Consider the following 19,842-nt stretch of genomic DNA (forward strand, 5'->3'; position numbering starts at 1 on the left):
AGCCGCCTCGCGGCGGCCAGATGTCGGAAATACATTTCGATCACTACGCTAGTGCGGACTGCCGCAGAGCCTAGGCTACAATCGGCCGGTGATCCGGTAGACTCGCGCCTCGCCTTCGACGCCGCGCAGCGGCGCCTCGAACTCCTCGACATGGTGGCCCGCCAGCAGCTGGCGAACAGCGGGCGCGGTGTAGAGTGCTTTTCTGGGTGGGAAAGTCAGGGCCGGAAGACCGCTGACGGTGGACGACCTCAGCATTCATGCCGTCGCTGTCTAGGATATGGTCTTATTGGCGGTCCTCGTACCTGTCGCAGCGACGATCGCTGCGCTTCACCGTCGCAAGCTCCTGGAAGTTATTCTTCGGGTCACAGTAGACTAGCGAAGCAAAAGCGAAGAACGCGACGGACAAGGCGCGCATTGTTTGTCTCCTCTCGGTTTCGGTCGCGCTTCCGTGCAGCGGCCCGGAGGTACGCCTCAGTCGTCCCAGAGGCGCTTGCCGCATACGCATTCGAACATGTGAGTGATGCCTCCGCTCTCAGCGTCCACCACCGTTCGTACAAGCTTCATTTTCTTGCCGCAGATACGGCAGGCTCTGCTTGAGTTGTCCTCGACAACGCAAATCTTCTGAGCGCGAAATATTTCCATGACTCTCGTCCCCGTCCCCAAGGTGAGAAAGCGAGACAAGAAGCATGTAAAATGGAAGAAGTGGGTACGAAGCGCGACAAATTTGCGGCCGTCCACGGTGCAAATCAAGATGCGCCAGCTGTTCTGCCCGTCGTTTTGGGTTCCTCATTAGGGGTGGGCCGAGTAACGTAGGGAGCCGTCCCCGCCGATCCTCTCAGTTGCTGGGCTGATGTAATCCCTATGCAAAACGGTTGGCCGCCGGGCACCATCGAACAGAACGGTGATGCCGGTGGTACGAGCGCTGACCATGACAACAACACCGCCAATCTTGCCAGCCAGATCTGGGCAACGGGTTATTCCGAGCTTGCTGAGCTTGAAACGCGCGCCGACCGCTATCCAATCTATGCCAACATTCATCTTCTTGCGCCCCGTAAGAGATCGTGGCCGAGTAGAAAAATTGTTGCGAAGTTTCAGGCCGCGCCGCAGATTTCCCTTGTGTTTAGGTTCCGGCACTCACCTATGTGTCCGGAACGGACAGGACAGCGCTTCCCACCACCAAATAATCGCCGGCTGCTCGAATGGTCCCTATTTACAGGAGCGGGGCTGGCTTCAAGCGGCACACACCCTATGTGCGCTGCGGAGAGGCGGAGGATCACACCATCGCCCTGAGCGCCATAACTTAGATCATTTTCGCGCAAGCTGTCGCCATACCGTGCCCGCACTGGCGAGGTTCAATCTTGAGGAGGCTGGCACTTCTATCCAAATGGTTGTGTCGGAAAACTAGAGCCCCAGTCGGGAAGCCCCCCGGGCTGGGGCCTTTCTCTTGTGATGGTGCCGAGTCTACGCTGAGGCGGGCCTACCTTGAAACTTAAACGGCCCCATGAGGGGGCCGCCAACCCGCTTGATCGGGTTTTCCTCCAGCAGCCGGGGGGCACCTGTCTGGTGGGGGCTCCACACAACGCGCTGCCAAGTGCATTGTTCCACTTACGTTGGAGCGCCCGCGGCGATCAGACCTCTATGAGCCGTGAAGGCATACATGCCTACTACAAGGATTGTCGGCAGTCATAGCGACGTCATTACCCGCTCCTCTGCCAGCCGAATGCGGAAGGTGAGCACGCCCAAGAGTACCGCCCAGATTAAGAAATGCTCAACGATCATGTCCCCCTTCTCTTTGCCTGTCCGAGAAGGCACAAGACGGGCCAATACCGCCGGCCGGTTTAACATCCTGGCGGGGATCAGTCACAATAGTCGGAAAATCTGAGTTAAGCCCACTGCACCGATCGCTTCAGCGCTGTTCGGGGCGCATGTTTAATTCCTGGACCGTGCGAAAGCCTCGAAGCGGTCCGGCGCCTCGGCCTCAGCTTCCACCCCCGTAGAAGTTGGGGCCGATCTTTTCCGGATGCGGCCGACTAGCTGCCGGTCCTCTTGGACGCTACTGGACAACACTCCGAAGAGGTGCCTCTTGCGGGCAGTCTTCATTCCCGGCGATGGAGCGGCCTCCGGGCTTCAAAGCCCCCATGCCCTTCTGGTCCGGAAGCGCAGGCGGCCGTGAACATGGTTCCGCCTCCTGGCTGGGCTAAAGACCCGGGGACAGTTCAGGGGTGAGTTCATAAAAAAGACGATGTGACGTGCAGGCTACATGCTCATCCCTAGGAAGCTTCAAGGCTGCAAAAACCATCTGCGTTCCGTTGAATGTTAGCTCATCGTAGCGCAGATGCGCGGATCGCTTTCAGGCGGGTGACATTGCGTTTGATACAGAGCATGCGGAGCACCTAAATGGATTTCACGCTGGACGACAAACTCGCGGAACGGCAGTTCGCGAGCTTGGAGCAGCAGCTTTCGAACCTGGCGCGCGAAGTGGAAGTCAATCCTTCGGACCCGCCGGCCAGCATGAAAACGTTGGGCGCTCCGCCTACAACAATTCATGGATTGGCGGATTGGCGCTACTTGGCCTGCGTCGGTTCTCTGTTGGCGGCATCCATTGGTGTCGCTGCCTGGTGGTGGTCGTCCTCTGTTCATACGGAGACGATCGCCCCCTCAGACCCAGCACCTCTGACAAAGGCCGCGCCGAAAGACGCCGCACCGGCTAATCTCGCGCCGACTGCGGTCGCCCTGTCGTCCGACTTCGCGCAGCAGCTCCAACCGATGGCGCGCGATCTCGCTGCCTTGAGGCAAGCGGTCGAACAGCTCGACGTGAGGCAAAAACAATTGGTCCGCGACAATGAAAATGTTGCGAGCCAACTCAAGGCGAGCCAGGCAGAAATGGCACGCAACAACAATATCATCGACCAGATCAAGGCGACCCAGATACAGATGGCGCGCGAAAGCGAGACGGTCACCGAGCGGCTCAACGCAAGCCAGGAACAACTGGCCCGCGTCATCGCCAACGCTTCAGAGCCAAAGGTGATGCCTGAAGAGCCAAAGGCGAGCCCCAAAGAGCCACAAGTGATGCCCGAAATACCAGTGCCGCGTCCGCGGCGGTCGACCAATGTCGCCCAGACGCCGAAGCCGACGCCAACCCCAGGCGCGGCCGCAAGCCAAAAACCGCAATCGTCATCGGCATGGCCATGGTCAGTGCGCTAATGCGGTGACGTACCTACTTCCTGCCGCGCCTCATCCTGTCGCCGCCCTGCAACATGCGGAATGTTCCGCTTGCGAGAACAGAGATAAGGCCTCCAACTGAGATCGTGAGCTTACCGGGGCTAAAAGTATTGTCATTGCACTGACATTACAAAGGCCAGGTCGTGTTCCTTCGCTGAAGCGCACGGTTGCCGCCATTGTCGGGCTGGATGAAGTTGTAACCTTTGGTCGGGTTGAACCACTTTAAAGTACCTATCACCACGCACGTCTCTCCTAAAAAATGAAAACGTCCCAGCCTGCCAGAAGCTGATTGCATCGAAAAGAGGCCGGCGGCCCCTTCCGCGTCACGGCAAGAAGTGACTCAACCCGCAACCCGGTTCTGGAATCATAACCGATAGCTGGGGCTGGAAGTCTCCATTACGTAAGCACTCAATTTTCCCGGAAAAACAAAGGCCGCAGGAGCTGAACTGATCCTGCGGCCCTTTTCATCTCAGCGGCGCATCTGGCAGTTTCAGCAGCGCAGCGGAGGGCGGAGAGTGACGACAGTTACCAAGAACTTGCTTGCTTGAAAGGAAAAGCTCCTCGAGCGACTTAGAGCTACTGAAGACGCCGATCAGCGAAACGATATCCGACGCCAGCTTGAGCAGGTCGATACCGCGCTACAGCTCCTGGGCGTGCCGAAACAGACGAGCGAATAAGGACGGTCTTTCGTGCCGCTATACGCCGCTAAGGTCGCATGCAAGAGCGGAGCTCCATACGCAACCGAGTCATAAAGCCGGGCAGCATTGAGTTTGGCATCAACTCAGTGGCTTACATGGTCCGCAATCTTTCCGAGAATGGCGCCGCGCTCGACGTAAGCAGTTCGTTCGCCTTAAGCGGATTGCCCGCGCCGTCGTTGTAGCCCTTATTGAAGGGCAAAAACCAAGACGCCTTACCCCTGAGCTCGGTGCACATACGCACCTCACTGTCGTCCACCGCGAAATGCACCACGCTCGAATAGCTTTTCGCGCGGGGGCGAAGTTCCAGAACCGTGTCGGTGACGTCGTCTGGCAACGGCCAGCTCAAGCCCGCGGCCTCGAACCGCCGGAGCGCCAGGCGCACCGTCGAGGGCGCCGCGCCCACCCGTCGCGCAATCTCGCGGCTCGGCAGCCCGGCCACCTTCATTCTGATCACATCGCGCACACGGCGCATCGCAAGCCTCTCCGTCGGCATCCAGGGTCCCCTTCGCAAAGCCGAAAGAGTTGACCCTATGGGAGCCAGAAGAGGCCTCGTCACCCGGGCGACATCATCCCGGAATGGTGGGCGACATCATTTCGGAACGGGTGGGCGACTTCAAATCGGAATGGTGGGCGAGATCATCTCGGAATCCTGGGCGACATCGATCGGAATGCGCACTTGGGCGTTTCCGGGCATTTAGATGCCGTAATGGGCCCTGCTCCGAGGAAGGGGTCATGATGGTGGCTGTCCCCCGATAGATGATGAGACGGGGTCACGACTTGAGTCGGCCCCAAGCATCTAGAGACGGAGGACAGCCGTGGAGAACTATGCCGGAATCGACGTGTCATTGGAACTGTCGAGCGTGTGCGTTGTGGATGCCCAGGGTAAGATCCTGAGAGAGGCGAAGGTCGCAAGCGAACCCGACGCCTTAGTTGAGTTTTTTGAGACGCTCGGCTTTGCAGTGGAGCGGATCGGGCTGGAGGCTGGGCCGCTATCCCAATGGCTGCATGCGGGGCTGAGAAAAGCAGGATTCGAAACGGTTCTGCTGGAAACACGGCACGTAAAGGCCGCATTATCGGCGATGACGGTAAAGACTGATCGCAAGGATGCCCGCGGGATAGCCCAGTTGATCCGGATGGGCTGGTTCCAGCCGGTGCACGCAAAGTCGGTCGGTGCGCAGGAGATCCGGGCACTCCTGATCGCGCGCAAACAGCTTCTCGGGCGACTTATCGATGTGGAATTAAGTATCCGAGGGATTTTGCGTGGCTTCGGGCTGAAGGTTGGCCCGGTGACGCGGAGGAATTTCGAAGCGCGGATCCGAGAGTTGGTTACTGGTCAGGCGACATTAGAGCGCATTGCCGGTGCGATGCTTTCGGCGCGATCTGCCTTGAAGGCAGAGTACGGAAGGCTGCACAAGGCTGTGCTGGCAACTGTGCGTGACGATGCGGTCTGTCGCCGGCTTATGACCGTGCCGGGGGTTGGTCCCTTGGTGGCCATCACCTACAAATCGGCGATTGATGACCCTCATCGCATCGCGAAATCGAAGGCGGCAGGTGCGCTGTTCGGGCTCACGCCAAAGAAGTACCAATCGGGAGAAAAGGACGTCACGGGCGGAATCACGCTGGCCGGTGACGAGATGGTGCGCACGGTATTGTATGAAGCCGCCAACGTTTTGCTATCGCGCATCACGCGGTTCTCAAAACTTAAGCGCTGGGGGATGGACGTCGCCAAGCGGCGAGGCTCGAAGCGCGCAAAAGTTGCCTTGGCACGTAAGCTTGCAGTGATCCTGCATCGGATCTGGGTCGACGGCACAACTTACCGATGGGCTGAAACGGGCCCGATCGCAGCATAGAGCACGAGGAGAAGAGCCGGAATGCAACCGGGCTGAACAGAAGCCCAGTGCCCGAAGTCCCGTCGCCGGGACGGTGGATGCGGTGAAGCCGTTACACGCCCAGTGGCCGTCGTCCGACGAACCACGCGTATCTAGATAGGCTCACCGCTCCCTCTGACAGCATGATGTGGCGGCCAGGCGTTGACCACGGACAGAAGCATGAGCTCGGCGGCGCGACGTTCACCGGGAGGCTTGACATCATCGGGCCCATTACAGAAGGGCGTGTAATGATAACTGCATCAGCCGCGCAGATGCCACCTGAGTCCGATCAGTCTTCATAACCGGACATACGGTTAGCTGTAAGGTAGGCGGCTAAGGGTCATTCGTAAGCGCGTCCGTCAGTTTTTCCACTGCGAACTCTGCATTGCGCGGGACGCCGGGCATCAGATAGTTGCTCAATACGGAGCGGGCTTCCAGGAACGCAGATATCAACGTCTGAATATCTGATCGCTTCGGTAAGATTGATGGGGCGCGCTCTTCCTCAATCGGATATTCGACGGTCGCACCTTCGGGGTCGTTCTCGGGGAGCCATTCGATGGCAGCGTCACAAGAGGCGAAGACCTTCACACAATCGTTTGAGACGCCGACATATAGCTAAACCGAATTACTCATGGCGTCGCCTCGCGCTGATACCCGAACCCCATGCCCCTGAGGTGACTGCGTGCGTCGATGCGGGACAACGCTGCCTCGACCTCACCGCTGTCCCGCAAGTCGATAAGGCGGTCCAGCACCTTCACTGAATCGTAAGCGTCGTTGTCAGGCCACGGCTTTGAGGGCTTGAGCGCGGTAGGCCCAGGGCAGTAGCAGGTCGATGTCGCGGTTTGGATGTCCGTTGACGATTCTGGTCAGGACGTCGGTGAGGTAGGCGAGCGGATCGACGTCGTTGATCTTGCAGGTCTCGACCAAGGAAGCGATGACCGCCCAATGCTCGGCGCCGCCGTCGGATCCTGCAAATAGTGCATTCTTGCGGCAAAGTTTGATACCGCGGATTGATCGCTCGATGGTGTTGTTATCGAGTTCGATCCGGCCAGCCGTCGTTCGGATCGTTGCGTGAACTGACCCGCGTCGTCGGCAATGATTGCGCCGTCGAGATCGACACGAACAGCTACTCGGTCCCGTGGCGCCTTATTGGCGAGCGCGTGGCGGTAACGATCGCGCCCGGCGAAGTGCGGATCCGCCATGGATTGCACCAGGTAGCAGTGCACAAGCAGTCCGAGGGGCGCCGGCTTCGGATCGTCGACGCCGCCCATCTCGATGGTGTCGCTGGGCGCAATGGCGCGGTCCGCCAGGAGATCGCGGCACTGCTGGATCCGTCTCCACCGCCGTCGTTGTTACGCTCTCTTGCCGAATACGAAGCTCTGGTCGGAGGAGGCTTCTGATGGCGTGGGGAAAGAAGATAATGGAAGAAACGATCGATCCGCTCGATGCCATGCTGGCGCGATTGCAGCTCTCCTGCATCCGCGATCAGCTCGACAGCCTGCTCGACGAGGCGGCGCGCGCGAACCTGTCGGCGCGTGAGACGCTGATCCTGCTGTGCGAGCGCGAGATCGCACGCAAGGATCATCGCCGCATCGAGATGGCGCTGAAGCTCGCACACTTCCCAGCCGTCAAGGAACTGGCGGGCTTCGACTTCGAGGCGCAGCCCACGATCGATCCCAAGCAGATCCGTGACCTTGCCGCGTCACGTTGGATCGCCAACGGAGAGAACGTGCTGCTGCTCGGGCCACTTGTCGATCGCGCTGGGGCGAGAGGCGATCCTGGCCGGGTACACGGTGCAGTTCACCACGGCGACGACGCTGGTCGCAGGCCTTGCCAAGGCGCATGGCGAACGGCGTCTGGACGAGAAACTGCTCGCGCTATCGAAGCCAAAGCTGCTGATCGTCGACGAGCTCGGCTACCTGCCGCTGGAACCTGACGCGGCACATCTGTTCTTCCAACTGGTCAGCCGGCGCTACGAAACTGGCGCCATGCTGATCACCTCGAACCGCAGTGTTTGCCGAATGGGGCACCGTGTTCGCTGATCCCGTGGTCGCCACCGCGATCTTCGACCGGCTCTTGCACCACAGCCACGTGCTGACGATCGCGGCGACAGCTACCGGCTCCGAGCCAAGCGCAAGAGCGGCCTCATCAAGACGCCGACCGCCGGTGACGGCCAGGCTCGCATCATCATCGACCACGATCACAACTCTTCGCTGTGCCATGCATTCGTGTCCAGCCCCTTAGGCGTACATGGCACCGGGTGTCTGCCGACCGTTGATCTGGATCAACACGATCTAGTCCGACAGCATGCTTTGCGCCAGGGCGGCTCTTGCTCTGTTGCCTGCTCGTCTTCTGCCGATTGTTCTCGCCTCCACGAGTCGGCATTTCGAAGCTTCTCCACCTCTCTAAGCTCAGCGATGAGCGCTTGGAGGCGTGCGTGCAGAACAGCACAGCTGTAAACCTGGCATTGCTCATTACCTGCCCCCGAATATAACTCGAATTAAGGAGCCAACGATAAATAGGTAAAATCGAGTAATCGCTACTTGGTGCGCTTAGTGGGCTAGAGCTGTAGCCGCCAGATGCTCCCAGTACTCTGCCTCTGCGAGCAGCTTCCAGCTTCTCTCGGGATCACGCACAGCGGCCTGTCGGCATAGCAACGCCATCGCGCGAAAGCGGCGCATAGCTTCCATCGCAAAACTCCCTGCTTCTGTTTTTCCCCAACCTATTTTTTATTGTTGCGGTAGAGTCATCATGATTATTGCGCATAACTAAATTTCTCGTTCAGCGACAGCCGGTTAAGTTCCGCCAGCGCGTCAAAGCGGAACTATTTTCGCTTGAGGCTTCACATCAGTTTCGAATGCTACTCTGTGCGGTCTTGTCGCGCGCGCAATGTGCAGCTCCGCATCATCGAGCGCAGCGCCCTGAAGCATACTCGGGCAGCAACATGCATGCGACGCGGCCTGAGTAGACATGCAATGTCGGAAACCGAACTGACCGACCGCGAAGGGTCTTTTCTAGTTGGTCGGTTGCTGAGCACCTGAACCTTACTGGCGATCAGCCCGGCGCAAATGCCGGGCTTATTCGCTAAGTGGAAACCACGGTGACCCGCACGCCACGGCGCGGCAAGCATACTGTTGATATGACGACGGTGTGTATTGACATCCTCGGAAGAATTTTTTGCCGAGAGTCACAAACCGAACGGACAGCTCTCCTGTCGTTGGACATAGTGGTATCGGGGCTGGATTGAAGCTCATCAAAATTGAACGGTCGCTAAGGAGGAAAACTTTCCACCTTCACGAACTCCTGTGACGCAAGCCAGCGTTTCGGGAATGATTTCGCTTGAGAAATGGGGACAGCAGCTATGAGTGAAAGTAAAGAGAAAGCTGAAGTGAACGGAACGAACGGCTTCGCGATGCCACCGTTCAGATTGCCGAAGTTTGCGTTGCCCGGTGTGCTCGGTGAATTTTCCGAGCAGGGCGTCGCCCGCGCACGGGAAGGCTGCGAGAAGATCAAAGCCGCGTCAGAGGATATGGCTGAAGCGCTGCGCGAGACCTATTCGGGCAATGCCAGGAGCGCGACAGACTACGGGCTCAAGGTCATCGAGATCTCGAACTTTAATACCGCCTCTGCGATCGATTTCTTTGTCCAACTCTTGGGTAGCAAGTCGGCGGCGGATATCGTCACCTTGTCCGCGGAGCAGGCGCGCAAGACTTTCGATACCGCATCCGCCCAAAGCAAGGACTTGTGGGACCTTACCCAGAAGCTTGCAACCGCAACCGGCGAACCGCTCAAGAAGCACGTCGCCAAGGTCCTTCACCAAGGCAACTAAGCGGCACTCAATTTACATCCAGGTTCGTTCAAGAGGGAGATCCGGCCGGTTGGACCAAGCCCCCCGCGAGCATGCCCACCCATGCTCGCAGGTGCGCGATGCCCCCCAACCAGCGCACGAACAAGAGGCGCGATCCAACCGGCCGGTTGCTTTTCAAAACCGAATAGGAAATCGAATTCAAGAAAATTAAAGTTGAGGAGGCCCAGATGAGCATGGTCATGGTCAAATGTCCGCAGACGGGACGCGCGATCCCCACCGGCATCAAGACCGATCGCGAGAGCTTTCGGCGCAGCCCGGTTTTCTTCGCGCACACGCGCTGCCCGATCTGCCAATCCAATCACGTCTGGTTTGCACAGGAGGCTTGGGTCGACGAGCCCGGCGCCTGCGCGCGTCATGGCGTGGGATCGCTGGCCTAATTATCCACACAGGCATCGATGATCGCGATGGAGAGACACCATACGCACATGCAACTCTCCATCAAACAGTTCGCGACTCAGCCAGGCGGCCGCTTGCTCCAGAACGGTCTCGCTCGGGATTACTTTTCGAAAACGCTATCGTTTCCCGTCGGTCCCGCGACGGTCTGACGCTCTGGGGCCTGCTGCGGGCGATACCGCGACTCGCGCTCGCGCGGAGGCGGGCGTTCGGACGGATCGCGGCCGATCTTAGCTCGGAGCTCGATAAGGTCGGTGAACACGTCGGCCTGGCGGCGCAGCTCGTCGGCGATCATCGGCGGCTGGCTCGCGATCGTGGAGATGACGGTGACTTGAACGCCGCGGCGCTGTACCGCCTCCACCAGGGACCGGAAGTCGCCGTCACCGGAGAACAGCACCATTTGGTCGATGTGCTCGGCGAGCTCCATGGCATTGACCACGATCTCAATATCCATGTTGCCCTTGACCTTGCGCCGGCCGCCGGCGTCAACGTACTCCTTGGTCGGCTTGGTGACGACCGTGAAGCCGTTATAATCAAGCCAATCGATCAGCGGACGGATCGAGGAGTACTCTTGGTCCTCGATAATGGCCGTGTAGTAGAACGCGCGCAGAAGCGTACCCCGGCTCTGAAATTCCGTCAGCAGCCGTTTGTAATCGATATCGAAGCCGAGCGTCTTGGTGGTCGCATAGAGATTGGCTCCGTCGATGAAGAGCGCAATCCTGTTGGGAGACGACATTGTAATCTCGGAAGCACGAAGTGCCATGCTGCGGGGAATATGAACCCGCCAATGAGGCGGCACTTCCAAAGCTTTCATCAAAGCCGGACCTTCCGATGCTATACCGGGGTCCTTTAACCTTCAAACAGTTTTGCTCCGACCGAAAATTAATTCGTAACTCCGCAAGGCGAGGAAAATTCCAACTGGCGGCATTGAAGGGGCATGTACGCGACTTGTGGATTGGGTCAACGCTTTCGATTATTCTCGACTGGCCGGAATTGTTGTGCAGCGCAATGCCTGACCAATTCGAATTCTTTGATATCGCCTTTGAACGGCGAAGCCGAAGGTGGACCTGGCGCGTGTGCACTTGCGAAAAAACGACCGTGATGTCAGGACGGGAGACTAGCAGAGCCGCCGCCAGATACAAAGCAGCGAGGGCGCTTTTTCTGATGCTGCTCTCGGCTCCCTGCCGATCTTCGAGATCGAAAGGGTTCAACAGGGGGCCGGTTCAAAGGGCAAAACCTTCGCCCAACTAAGGAGCTGCCGGGCTGAGGTCTCAGAACTGGCCCATTAAGCGGCTGAAGGCGGGATGTGGCCCAATTCTTTACCTTGACCCAGTCGCAGGTTCGCGGCCGGTACCTCGCGGTGCTTGGAGACCAAACCCTCAAGGCCGATACGACACGCCGCATCGAACAGGCTCGGCCGATCTCGCCGCGCTCGAACGGAGCCACGAAGATGCCCTCGGGGCGACGCTGCAGGATCTTGGCAAGTTTTTCCTTGCGCTCGCACAGCGGCAGTCGGCGGAGGTCATCGCCATCGAGCGCCAGGATGTCGAAGGCATAGAGCTGGGCCTCCTCGTTGCGCCGCCCGGAGTGCAGCCAGTCCAATTGAGATATCCCCTGCAAGTCGAGGACGCAGATCTCGCCGTCAATGACGAAGCGTTGCTGCTTCATCCGCCGCGCCGCCTTGGCGATCTGCGGGTAGCGCCAGCTCCAGTCGAGGCCGGCTTTCGAGAGGAGCTTCACCTAGGGCCGTTGCGGATCACGCGCCCGCGATAGCCGTCATATTTGATCTCGCGGAACCAGTTGGGGCCGGCCGGCACGGCTTTGGCCGCGGCGGGCAGGCAAAACTCGAACGCTGTACGCTTGTACGGCAGATAGGGACAGGCAGTGCCGATTGCCAATCCGGAACCTGCGCGCGACTGGCCGACTATCAGGGTCTGGTGCGCAAGGGCAGGGCGAGCTGTCGCCTGGTGTCGCCCGCGTTGGCGGTGATGAAGGCATCGAGCGCCGGCGAGATGTCGAGGGCCTCCTCGTCGGCGCGTTGTGCCACCGCGGTCGCGACCTCGGCGGTCGCGTCCCTGGCCCAGCCCTCGATGGCGTTGAAGGCGACGATCCGCACCGGGTAGGCATATTGTCCGGAGATCAGGTCGCAGATCACGGTCTCAACATCGGTGTCCTGCTCGTCCGTCTCACGCCAGGCGCAGCCGGCGCGGGCGCCGAAGTCTTCCAGGACCAGATAGATATCCCGGTCGAGGCGATCGCGCGGCACGATCGAAGGAGACGCACGCATACGCAACAACTCCGAGTGACGCCTTCTTAATCGATCGTCACCGTTGTCGTTCCGCCTTGGCGTTGGGGTGCCGATAGGGGGCGGCGCAACCTTTTCGACTTTTTTCCTGATCGTATTAACCTATGCAAATGCAGGTTGCACGGCGAATGGGGTTCGCTGCGCGCTCTACGTGCGGATCGGGGGCGTTGATCGTGAATGACCATGTGCCGTCGCAGAGTAGATTTGGTATTCGCGCAGGTGGGAAAGGTTGGATGGTCTACGACCGGGAGCGTAAGGGCCCGGCACTGATCCGCGCCGAGGTGGGCTTTGCGGCCAATTTGACAAGGGAGCAGGCTGAGCGAGTGCATCGCACATTGACCGGCGCGAACAGCTGCTCGCACCGCGCGACCTGCCGCGCCTCTTCCAAGGCCTAGTCGCGGGTCAGGATCTCCGGCGGCGACCGGCGGCTCGGCACATCCTCCCCAATAGACGAAATGCTCGCCCGGCCGTCGTCGAAATACACCTCGCAACTGCCGGTGTTGGGCACGGCCTCGTGCTTGCGGATCCTGATGGCGGTCATGCGACCTATGTAGTCAGGTGTCTTGGCGGTGGCAATGTGTGAGCTGAAACGGCAAGCGTGAGGAAGGCCCCAGCGGCAGGTTCCTAGCAGGGGGCGCGCGCGCTGGGGCCAGAAGCCTGCCGGAAATTGGCGGCCGCAGGCTCGGCCGTATCATTCACCAGAATCGAAAGCCGCGCATTGACGCAAGTGAATATGTTCAATCCAGGAGGAGGTGGTACCTCTTCACTGACCGCCTTGCGACAATTGGGCTCTTCACACGCCTCGCGGTGCGCCTATGTCGAGAGTGCGACCGCGCCGCCGCCATGATGCCAGAGCGGCGCGAGCCGACGAAGGGGGACCCGCCCGAAAGCTGTTAGCGTTGATGCCCCAAGCCAATGCCCAGCACCAAGGCTTTCTGACGAAGGGCGCCAACGGTGCGCTTCATCTGCTTGGATATGTTCACCACGGGTGTCCGTTGCTTCGAATGACCCTTCAGCGCTTTTAGGTCAGTCGCAGTCCATTCGCGGCGAGCGCGCGTCTTGGTCTTCTTCGTCTTCGCTGTTCTCACTGATGGCTTCCATTAACGTGATTGGAGCGAGGCTGTTAGCACATCGCGTGTAGTCGTCAACTAACTAATAGGTTAGCAAAGCGAAACGATGCAGATCAACGTGACTGTTGATGCGACCAAGCTGGAACAGTGGGCAAGAGAGTTGTCTGTTCGCGGAATGCGCAGTGCAGTTAGATGCGCAGCCGATAAAGGCGCTAGGCGGTGCGGAAGATCGCTGTCGAATCATCGCCAAAGACATGGAAGGCGCGCATCAAAGACGGCGTGACCAACGTCAAGCGCAAGACGCTAACCGATCTCTCAGCGTCGTTCGCTGCCAACAGGACGCGCATCAACACGCTTGCATTGGCGCGACCGCTAGCCGCCATGGCGCCATGACCGGAAGCACATATCGACTGCGTCGAGCCTCAGCATCCGCCATGCGTTCTTAGTATCGGCAAATAATGGCGCATTCATCGCCATAAGGTGCAGTAAGTCGAGACTCCAATTCGCGGCGTGGCAGGGAAATGCAAAACCGAGCGGGACAAGACGGCGCAGCCGCCCGCAAGGTTGCGAGAAGGCGGCAGATAGCGAGCTCGCAGTGCGCCTGCCGCAAGAGATTCAGAAGCAGCGCGCGATCTCTCCACGAATTGGCGGCCTTGTAAGCAGCGTCTCGCGCGGCCCTGTTTGCGCTCTGTATCAGCGAACTCTCTGGTCGCTGGAGCTATCGCTTCGCTGATCGGCATGTTCAGTCGCTCCAAGTTGCTTAAGGAGCTTTTCCTTTCGACCAAGCAAGTTCGTTATAACTGTCGTCACTCTGCGTTCTCCGCTCCTTAAGACACTAGATGCGCCGACGAGATGGAAAGGGCCGCAGGATCTTTCACGGTCCTGCGGCCTCTATTTTTCCGGGAAAATTGAGTGCTTACGGAATGATCACTGCCAGCCCCGGGTAGCGCGATGATTCCAGAACTTGGTTTGCGGGTTGAGTCTCAAAACATCTGTTCCAAGGCGGAACATGGAAGACGTTGCGCTCGGGCAACAGCTTCCCGCGGTGCGGGCGAGGGCCGCCGGCCTCTTTCGTTGTGATCAGATTCTGGCAAGCTGAGACGTTTTCATTTTGAGGAGAGACGTGCGTGGCGATAGGTACTGTAAAGTGGTTCAACCCGACCAAAGGTTACGGTTTCATCCAGCCCGACAATGGCGGCAAGGATGTTTTCGTTCACATCTCGGCCGTCGAAAGGGCGGGACTGAGCACGCTCAGCGAGGGTGCGAGGGTGAGCTACGAGGAAATGAGCAACAAGGGCAAAATGTCCGCTGAAAATCTGAGGGTCGCCTAGCGATATGGAGCGCAGGCGCTTCAAGGTAAGGCGGTGCGCAACTGAGCCCTGCTTCGTAGCGTCACAACTCAAAGCCTGCTGCCTCGCGCTCGGCCGGCGACTCTGCTAGCTCGATCCAGTGATCGGTGCCCGCCGATCGCCAATAATCTCAATCAAACTCCGCCGGCTCCCGAGCCGGCGGGTTTTTGCGTGCCAATTACTGCGGTAAGGCCTTGTTCGCGGCGCTTCGAGACAAGCCCCTCCAGGTCCATCACCCGCCCGTCAGGTCGGTTTGTCCGGACTTGTGGAGTTGAAGTCCCGGGCAGCGAGCTCCAGCTCAAGTTCGGTAATCGTTTCGAATATGCGGGTAGCAATCGCCTCTGATTCGTCGATGGTCAGCGATCGGATACCGCGCAAGGCAAGCTCGTCTCTGAGGAGTTTCGCCACAATCAAATGCACGGCCATCGGATTAAAAATCCCGAAAGTCATGCTCCGATCGCAACTTTAGGCTGAGCGCAACGGCAATTAAGGGGAGACCGCGGCCATAGCAGCGGCCGTGTCGAGGTCCGATCGCGCTTCCCCCGGTGTGGGACTCCGTAGTCAAACGTAAGTGGAACGATCTGCGTGGCAGCGCGTCTGCCTGAGGCCCCCAGCCAGACAGGTTGCCCCCCGACTGCTGGAGGAAAACCCGATCAGCGGGTTGGCGGCCCCCTCGTGGGGCCGTTTGAGTTTCAAGGTGGCGTCTGAGCCTGAGACTCGGCACCAAGAGAAGAAAGGCCCCAGCTTGGGGGGCTTCCCAACTGGGGCTCTAGTTTTCCGGCACAACCATTTGGATAGAAGTACCAGCCTCTTGAAGATTGAACATGGCCAGTGCGGATATCGTATGGCGGCAGCTTGCGGAAAAAGAATCTAAGTTATGGCGCTCAAGGGCCTGTTGATCATCCCGCCACTAAGGTGCGGGCCGCAACTCGCAATTTCGTCAGTGCTTCAGGCGCGCCCTGCCGCAACGCAATTGTGCGCGGTGCAAGGTGAGCATGCTGGCAGAGACGGTTCTCAGACTTTAGCCGCGCTCGCCTGGCTTTGCTTGCTCCGCCCGCGCTAACTTTTTCCTCTGCCGTGGTGCTACCAAGGGCGGCACCGCGCGATCCGGAGCAACCGAACGAGCGCTTCCGGTCCCCCGCACCGCGCTGCCGGCTTCCGTCTTCTCCGGACCGGGCGAGGCCTGACCTCATTCTCCCCACCGGCCGGCCGCTCCGTCGCGTTCAGCCAAACCGGAGATCCGGCGAGCGGTGAATTCAGGCCGCCCGATCTCCAGGTGAAGCTCGCCTAACGAGCAAGCGAATGCTCGAGGAAGAAACGCAGCATCTCCCTGGTCGCGTCCGGCCCGCGCGGATCGGTGTAGGACCCGGCAGGACTGCCTCCTGACCAGGCATGGCCGGCGCCGTGGACGATCCAGTGCTCGGACGTCGCCCAGCTGCCTCCATCGGTGAGGATGGTGCGGGTATAGGCGTGCCCCTCGGGCACTCGCCCGCGAAGAATCTTCGTGCTCGGGCTCGCAGCTTCGTCTGGCCGACCGAGAATCCGGTCAGCATTGCTCGGATGCACCGTGCTATCGCGATCGCCATGGAAGACGATGGTCGGCACCGGCAAGCCGGCCCTTCCGATCGCTCCGGCGTTGCCCTGCCGCATCGCGGTGAGCGCAGAGGGAAGGTCGCTGGCAGCTCCGCAGGCGAGGCCAGAATGGACGCCGACGGCGGCATACAGGTCGGGGTACGTCGCACCCATGATTGCGGCGGCAGCGCCACCAGCCGACAGGCCTGCGACGTAGACGCGCTTGGGATCCACATCGTGATCCCGCATGACCTGGCGGGTGATGCCCGCGATCAGCGAAGGCTCGCCGCCATCCCGCTGCTGGTCGCCGGTACGAAACCAGTTCCAGCATTTCGCCTGGTGGGCTCTGCGTGGCTGCTCCGGATAGACCACGAAGCAATTCCGCTCGTCCGCCAAAAAATTCATCCGAGTCCCGGCGGCAAAATCGTCCGGTGATTGGGTGCAGCCGTGAAGCATGACGATGAGCGGACGCGGTCCTCCATCAGCGCGGCTCGGGAGAACAGCTTGTAGGTCCGGCTTCCCGCCGCGTTGCTGAAGCTGGCAGCGACGAACCTTGTGCCGTCCGGTGCGATATGTCCTTTGGACGGTGGAGCGCGTCCGACCGGACTCGGCAGGCTAAATCCGGAAAGATCTTTCATGCCGCCGAATGGCGCAGGGCGTTTGCGCGTTTGGCCAGAAGTTGCCCGCGTGGACTGGCTTCTCTCCCTCTCCTCGACGACGTTGGCCTTCAGGTCGATTGTCGGCGGCTCGAGCCTCGCCGGCTTGACATGCACAGCACCGCCTCTTGTCGCTGCGGGGGCGCCATCGCCGCGCAGCATTCGCTGCAGGAGTGCAGTGGCCTCGACCAGTTGACCGGCACGCGTGAGGCGGGTTGCTTCGCGAACCATATCTGGATTCAGCATCGTTTCACCTCGTTCTGTCGGCGAGAGCGGCCTTGACCGCGGGGGTGGCATGAAGGGCTCCGAGCACCGAGACCGAGGCAATCGTGGCGCGAGCCAACTCGGGCGTGACGTCTTGGTCGATGGTCGCCAGACCGAGAACGTTGATGTGCAGCATCTCGCCGGCGCGCCGCGCCCTTTCGAGATCGACGCGGGTATAGTTTCGTAGCCCCAGGTCCAAACTCTTCCGGGCCGTCGATTGTTTGACCACATCCGCGTGTCGCTCGAGCTGGTTGCGGATCGCCGTCCGGATGAAATCGGTTCGGTTCGAGTAGAACCCTTCCTGCACCATGAGATCGACATGACCGAGGTCGACATAGCCAAGGTTGATCGTGATCTTCTCGGTATCGGGGGCCTTGGGGCGCAGCTCGTGCACATTGGTGGCCATGAGCGAAAGTTTCCATTTACCAGCCAGGTGGATGGTTACGGATGTTATGTGGATGCTATGGGTGACTTTCAAGGGATGGAACCACGAAGAGCGCGAGTGTTGCCGATCCGCTCCGCGCACCAGCTACCAGACGACGCGCTCAAGATCGTTGCGGCCCGGCAAAGAAGACGCGCCCGCTACGTGACCGCGACATGGATTCATCAGCCTAAGCATTCTAATGGCTGACATAAGTTTTGGGTCGAAGTTCAGCGGTTGATCCTTGATCTTGTTGACTTTGAGCTTGGCATTGTATTGGCGGCCTGGGCAATCGCGTCCGGATCGGCATGCGTCACCATATGCCCCGCATTCGGAACGAGATGGAAGTCGGAGTGATGCAGCGCCTGATGCAGATCGCGCGCCTGCTTGGGTTCGATGATTTGGTCGTCGGCACCGTGAAAAATGTGTACTTGACAGTCAATGTTTGAGTAAGACGCTTGTAATTGTGCCGCGGTCGGAATGAGGAGCGCACTTTCCTCGGCAGCCGCCCTTAGCTGCTTTGGTCTGAGTGAGAGCGACGCTGGAAATTCGCTCTTGAACGTTTGCGGGACCGAGCGGGGCGCAAAAATTTTGCGGAACGCTGCCGGGAGAATGGCCCACGAGACAATGGGCGCGATGGTATAACTCAACAGATCGCCCAGCACCGGTACAGCTGGACTTGACATCAGCCACACGTCCAATCGCGTCGTGGGGAAGTAGTAACCGGACGCAAGCACAAGGCGGCGGATCGGATAGTCGCTTCGTAAGCTCAGAGCAATAGCAACGAGAGCGCCCCATGAATGACCCAGCACTACGGGATCGCGCACCCCGAGTTGATCGAGTGCCTTCACAAACAATGCCGCTTGAGCAGTTGCGGTCCAGATTCGGGACCGTGGTCGCTGACTGTACCCAAAGCCTGGGCGGTCGAAGCAAACAACACGATTATCATGAGCAAGTCTTTCGATAATCCCGCTGATCACGAAGTCCTGGATCATCGATCCGTTGCCATGGAATAGTACGACGCAAGGAGCTGATGGATCGCCGCGCTCGATGTAGTGCAGCAGCACGCCATCGCTGTTGAGGAACTTGCCTATTGCCGGATTCCTCCGCTCCGCCAGTCGGGAGAAGAGAAGGTTGCTGGCAATGGCGAGAATTAGAATTGCGGCCGTAATGAGCAAGGCCGTTTGAAGAGTCGTCATAACACGAGCCTCGATTATAATGTCGCGAACTCCCGCAGCTGGACGGGCTGCTGGAGCAACAATTAAAAGTCGAACCGCTCGTTCCTGCGCGCCATCTAACAGGATTCATTAAAACTCAGCCGCTCGCGGAACGACCAAAAAGCAACCACGTTTGTTTGAGCAGGATCTCACCTGCGACGACGACGCACAGGAATCCGACTTCACCAGCAAAAGCATCAATGGAGCAATAAAAATGGCCGATCCACGCCAGGAGGAAAAGTCTGCCCAAAAAGCCGAGGATACAGTTCGACGCGCCGGAGAGAAGACAGCCGAGCAGACCAGACGAATTGGGTTAGCTGCTGCCCAAGCCGGCGAGGAAGTGGCCCAAGCAAGCAGCCATTTGCTGCAACAAAATGCCGAGATGCTGCAAAACAGTTGGCGTTTCGGGGTTGACGTAGCCACCGCCATGATGGGCCGCTCCACTGACCAGCTTGGCCGCACGTTCGGTTTGACGGGCGATGAAGCGCAGCGGGCGACGGAACGCTCGGTCCGCAACGCCGAAACCATCATGTATTCCGCGACTGCCGTCGCCAAAGGTATGAACGGGGTCTCGCGAGAGTATTTTGAGTTCGTTCGACAACAGATTGAGAGGAGCATGGACAGAATGAATGAACTCTGGCGCTGTCGAACTCCTCACGATTTGGCAGCCGTTCAGACGGATCTGGTGCGCGACACGATCCGCAGCGCGATGGACAGCAGCCGTCGGATGGCCGACATGTCCCTCAAGGTAGCAGACGATGCCGGGAACCATATAGCGCAGAGCGTCGAACGGATGCAGCGCGCTGCGTAGCCGAGCCTCTAGGGTCTAGCGTTTACGTGGGCGGCCGGATCTCGAGCCGCTCACGTAAGGCTCACCAGGTCCGCTGGGCTTCGACGCTGCGGAAACCGAAACCGGGCTTTTCGTGGGCTGTAACGTGG

Annotated in this window: 19 protein-coding genes and 4 pseudogenes; 9 read left to right on the top strand and 14 right to left on the bottom strand. The window is 59.4% G+C overall.

From position 1 onward, the window contains the following. Positions 1-75 precede the first annotated feature (75 nt). On the bottom strand, positions 76-255 hold the full coding sequence (locus RX329_RS09805; RefSeq protein ID WP_085394022.1) for a hypothetical protein: 180 nt from the start codon (positions 253-255) through the stop codon (positions 76-78). Between the two features lie 2,142 nt (positions 256-2,397). Here RX329_RS09805 and RX329_RS09810 point away from each other — a divergent pair. Further along, a complete protein-coding gene (locus RX329_RS09810) occupies positions 2,398-3,204 on the top strand; it encodes a hypothetical protein (protein ID WP_317245789.1) in 807 nt (268 codons plus the stop codon). 873 nt (positions 3,205-4,077) lie between these two features. On the opposite strand, the pseudogene RX329_RS41900 reads toward RX329_RS09810, so the two are convergent. Then, positions 4,078-4,413 (bottom strand): annotated as a pseudogene (locus RX329_RS41900) (winged helix-turn-helix transcriptional regulator); the annotation flags it as partial. A gap of 322 nt (positions 4,414-4,735) precedes the next feature. Here RX329_RS41900 and RX329_RS09820 point away from each other — a divergent pair. After that, entirely contained in the window at positions 4,736-5,770 is a 1,035-nt protein-coding gene (locus RX329_RS09820) for an IS110 family transposase (RefSeq protein WP_247287488.1), read from the top strand. Between the two features lie 351 nt (positions 5,771-6,121). Here RX329_RS09820 and RX329_RS09825 read toward each other — a convergent pair whose 3' ends face one another. Both RX329_RS09825 and RX329_RS09830 read right to left on the bottom strand, forming a co-directional pair. Next, positions 6,122-6,376: a hypothetical protein gene (locus RX329_RS09825; protein ID WP_317245790.1), complete on the bottom strand. Its 255-nt coding sequence runs from the start codon at positions 6,374-6,376 to the stop codon at positions 6,122-6,124. A 189-nt stretch (positions 6,377-6,565) separates the two neighbouring features. Further along, a pseudogene (locus RX329_RS09830) lies at positions 6,566-6,838 on the bottom strand (transposase domain-containing protein); the annotation flags it as partial. A 17-nt stretch (positions 6,839-6,855) separates the two neighbouring features. On the opposite strand from RX329_RS09830, the gene RX329_RS09835 reads away from it, so the two are divergent. The 4 genes and pseudogenes from RX329_RS09835 to RX329_RS09850 all read left to right on the top strand — a co-directional run bounded on the left by RX329_RS09835 (position 6,856) and on the right by RX329_RS09850 (position 10,033). Beyond that, the gene (locus RX329_RS09835; RefSeq protein ID WP_317245791.1) at positions 6,856-7,188 is read left to right on the top strand and encodes a Mu transposase domain-containing protein; all 333 of its coding nucleotides are present in this window, start codon (positions 6,856-6,858) and stop codon (positions 7,186-7,188) included. A gap of 20 nt (positions 7,189-7,208) precedes the next feature. Then, positions 7,209-7,953: pseudogene (istB, locus tag RX329_RS09840) on the top strand (IS21-like element helper ATPase IstB); the annotation flags it as partial. A gap of 1,181 nt (positions 7,954-9,134) precedes the next feature. Next, on the top strand, positions 9,135-9,617 hold the full coding sequence (locus RX329_RS09845; protein WP_317245792.1) for a phasin family protein: 483 nt from the start codon (positions 9,135-9,137) through the stop codon (positions 9,615-9,617). A 206-nt stretch (positions 9,618-9,823) separates the two neighbouring features. Next, positions 9,824-10,033 (top strand): hypothetical protein, encoded by a 210-nt coding sequence (locus tag RX329_RS09850; RefSeq protein WP_085394021.1) that lies wholly within the window; start codon positions 9,824-9,826, stop codon positions 10,031-10,033. A 119-nt stretch (positions 10,034-10,152) separates the two neighbouring features. Here RX329_RS09850 and RX329_RS09855 read toward each other — a convergent pair whose 3' ends face one another. From RX329_RS09855 to RX329_RS09870, 4 genes are all read right to left on the bottom strand, one after another. Then, a complete protein-coding gene (locus tag RX329_RS09855; RefSeq protein WP_410706284.1) occupies positions 10,153-10,785 on the bottom strand; it encodes an NYN domain-containing protein in 633 nt (210 codons plus the stop codon). 368 nt (positions 10,786-11,153) lie between these two features. Then, the gene (locus RX329_RS09860) at positions 11,154-11,789 is read right to left on the bottom strand and encodes a hypothetical protein (RefSeq protein WP_317245793.1); all 636 of its coding nucleotides are present in this window, start codon (positions 11,787-11,789) and stop codon (positions 11,154-11,156) included. After that, on the bottom strand, positions 11,786-11,947 hold the full coding sequence (locus RX329_RS09865) for a hypothetical protein (RefSeq protein WP_317245794.1): 162 nt from the start codon (positions 11,945-11,947) through the stop codon (positions 11,786-11,788). Before RX329_RS09865 ends, RX329_RS09860 begins: the two co-directional genes overlap by 4 nt. Before the next feature lie 29 nt (positions 11,948-11,976). Beyond that, complete coding sequence (locus tag RX329_RS09870; protein WP_317245795.1) at positions 11,977-12,336, bottom strand: hypothetical protein; 360 nt, start codon at positions 12,334-12,336, stop codon at positions 11,977-11,979. Positions 12,337-12,587: 251 nt separating this feature from the next. On the opposite strand from RX329_RS09870, the gene RX329_RS09875 reads away from it, so the two are divergent. Next, on the top strand, positions 12,588-12,749 hold the full coding sequence (locus RX329_RS09875; protein WP_210192156.1) for a hypothetical protein: 162 nt from the start codon (positions 12,588-12,590) through the stop codon (positions 12,747-12,749). Here RX329_RS09875 and RX329_RS09880 read toward each other — a convergent pair. Both RX329_RS09880 and RX329_RS09885 read right to left on the bottom strand, forming a co-directional pair. Continuing rightward, positions 12,746-12,895 carry a hypothetical protein gene (locus RX329_RS09880; RefSeq protein ID WP_161495085.1) on the bottom strand — a complete coding sequence of 50 codons (150 nt, stop codon included), beginning with the start codon at positions 12,893-12,895 and terminating at the stop codon, positions 12,746-12,748. The two genes, RX329_RS09875 and RX329_RS09880, sit on opposite strands and share 4 nt — an antisense overlap. A 352-nt stretch (positions 12,896-13,247) precedes the next feature. Further along, on the bottom strand, positions 13,248-13,442 hold the full coding sequence (locus RX329_RS09885) for a hypothetical protein (RefSeq protein WP_085394020.1): 195 nt from the start codon (positions 13,440-13,442) through the stop codon (positions 13,248-13,250). 1,109 nt (positions 13,443-14,551) lie between these two features. On the opposite strand from RX329_RS09885, the gene RX329_RS09890 reads away from it, so the two are divergent. Then, the gene (locus RX329_RS09890; RefSeq protein ID WP_027520167.1) at positions 14,552-14,755 is read left to right on the top strand and encodes a cold-shock protein; all 204 of its coding nucleotides are present in this window, start codon (positions 14,552-14,554) and stop codon (positions 14,753-14,755) included. Between the two features lie 261 nt (positions 14,756-15,016). Here RX329_RS09890 and RX329_RS09895 read toward each other — a convergent pair whose 3' ends face one another. The 4 genes and pseudogenes from RX329_RS09895 to RX329_RS09910 all read right to left on the bottom strand — a co-directional run bounded on the left by RX329_RS09895 (position 15,017) and on the right by RX329_RS09910 (position 18,885). Then, a complete protein-coding gene (locus RX329_RS09895) occupies positions 15,017-15,223 on the bottom strand; it encodes a hypothetical protein (RefSeq protein ID WP_317245796.1) in 207 nt (68 codons plus the stop codon). An 837-nt stretch (positions 15,224-16,060) separates the two neighbouring features. Then, a pseudogene (locus tag RX329_RS09900) lies at positions 16,061-17,247 on the bottom strand (alpha/beta hydrolase family esterase). A 4-nt stretch (positions 17,248-17,251) separates the two neighbouring features. Then, the gene (locus tag RX329_RS09905; RefSeq protein WP_085394018.1) at positions 17,252-17,671 is read right to left on the bottom strand and encodes a CopG family transcriptional regulator; all 420 of its coding nucleotides are present in this window, start codon (positions 17,669-17,671) and stop codon (positions 17,252-17,254) included. A gap of 245 nt (positions 17,672-17,916) precedes the next feature. Beyond that, a complete protein-coding gene (locus RX329_RS09910) occupies positions 17,917-18,885 on the bottom strand; it encodes an alpha/beta fold hydrolase (RefSeq protein ID WP_085394017.1) in 969 nt (322 codons plus the stop codon). 151 nt (positions 18,886-19,036) lie between these two features. Between RX329_RS09910 and RX329_RS09915 the strand changes: the two genes are divergently transcribed. Further along, complete coding sequence (locus tag RX329_RS09915) at positions 19,037-19,714, top strand: phasin family protein (RefSeq protein ID WP_245329373.1); 678 nt, start codon at positions 19,037-19,039, stop codon at positions 19,712-19,714. Positions 19,715-19,842: the final 128 nt, after the last annotated feature.

Origin of the sequence: Bradyrhizobium sp. BWC-3-1 (assembly GCF_032917965.1) — a bacterium.
GTDB lineage: Bacteria > Pseudomonadota > Alphaproteobacteria > Rhizobiales > Xanthobacteraceae > Bradyrhizobium > Bradyrhizobium canariense_D.

Bases quoted from the DNA above. Each gene is read 5' to 3' on its own strand.
- RX329_RS09880 (WP_161495085.1), bottom strand. From the start codon at position 12,895: ATGACCGCCATCAGGATCCGCAAGCACGAGGCCGTGCCCAACACCGGC.
- RX329_RS09905 (WP_085394018.1), bottom strand. From the start codon at position 17,671: ATGGCCACCAATGTGCACGAGCTGCGCCCCAAGGCCCCCGATACCGAG.
- RX329_RS09850 (WP_085394021.1), top strand. From the start codon at position 9,824: ATGAGCATGGTCATGGTCAAATGTCCGCAGACGGGACGCGCGATCCCC.
- RX329_RS09810 (WP_317245789.1), top strand. From the start codon at position 2,398: ATGGATTTCACGCTGGACGACAAACTCGCGGAACGGCAGTTCGCGAGC.
- RX329_RS09875 (WP_210192156.1), top strand. From the start codon at position 12,588: ATGGTCTACGACCGGGAGCGTAAGGGCCCGGCACTGATCCGCGCCGAG.
- RX329_RS09855 (WP_410706284.1), bottom strand. From the start codon at position 10,785: ATGTCGTCTCCCAACAGGATTGCGCTCTTCATCGACGGAGCCAATCTC.
- RX329_RS09845 (WP_317245792.1), top strand. From the start codon at position 9,135: ATGGGGACAGCAGCTATGAGTGAAAGTAAAGAGAAAGCTGAAGTGAAC.
- RX329_RS09805 (WP_085394022.1), bottom strand. From the start codon at position 255: ATGCTGAGGTCGTCCACCGTCAGCGGTCTTCCGGCCCTGACTTTCCCA.
- RX329_RS09910 (WP_085394017.1), bottom strand. From the start codon at position 18,885: ATGACGACTCTTCAAACGGCCTTGCTCATTACGGCCGCAATTCTAATT.
- RX329_RS09895 (WP_317245796.1), bottom strand. From the start codon at position 15,223: ATGACTTTCGGGATTTTTAATCCGATGGCCGTGCATTTGATTGTGGCG.
- RX329_RS09870 (WP_317245795.1), bottom strand. From the start codon at position 12,336: ATGCGTGCGTCTCCTTCGATCGTGCCGCGCGATCGCCTCGACCGGGAT.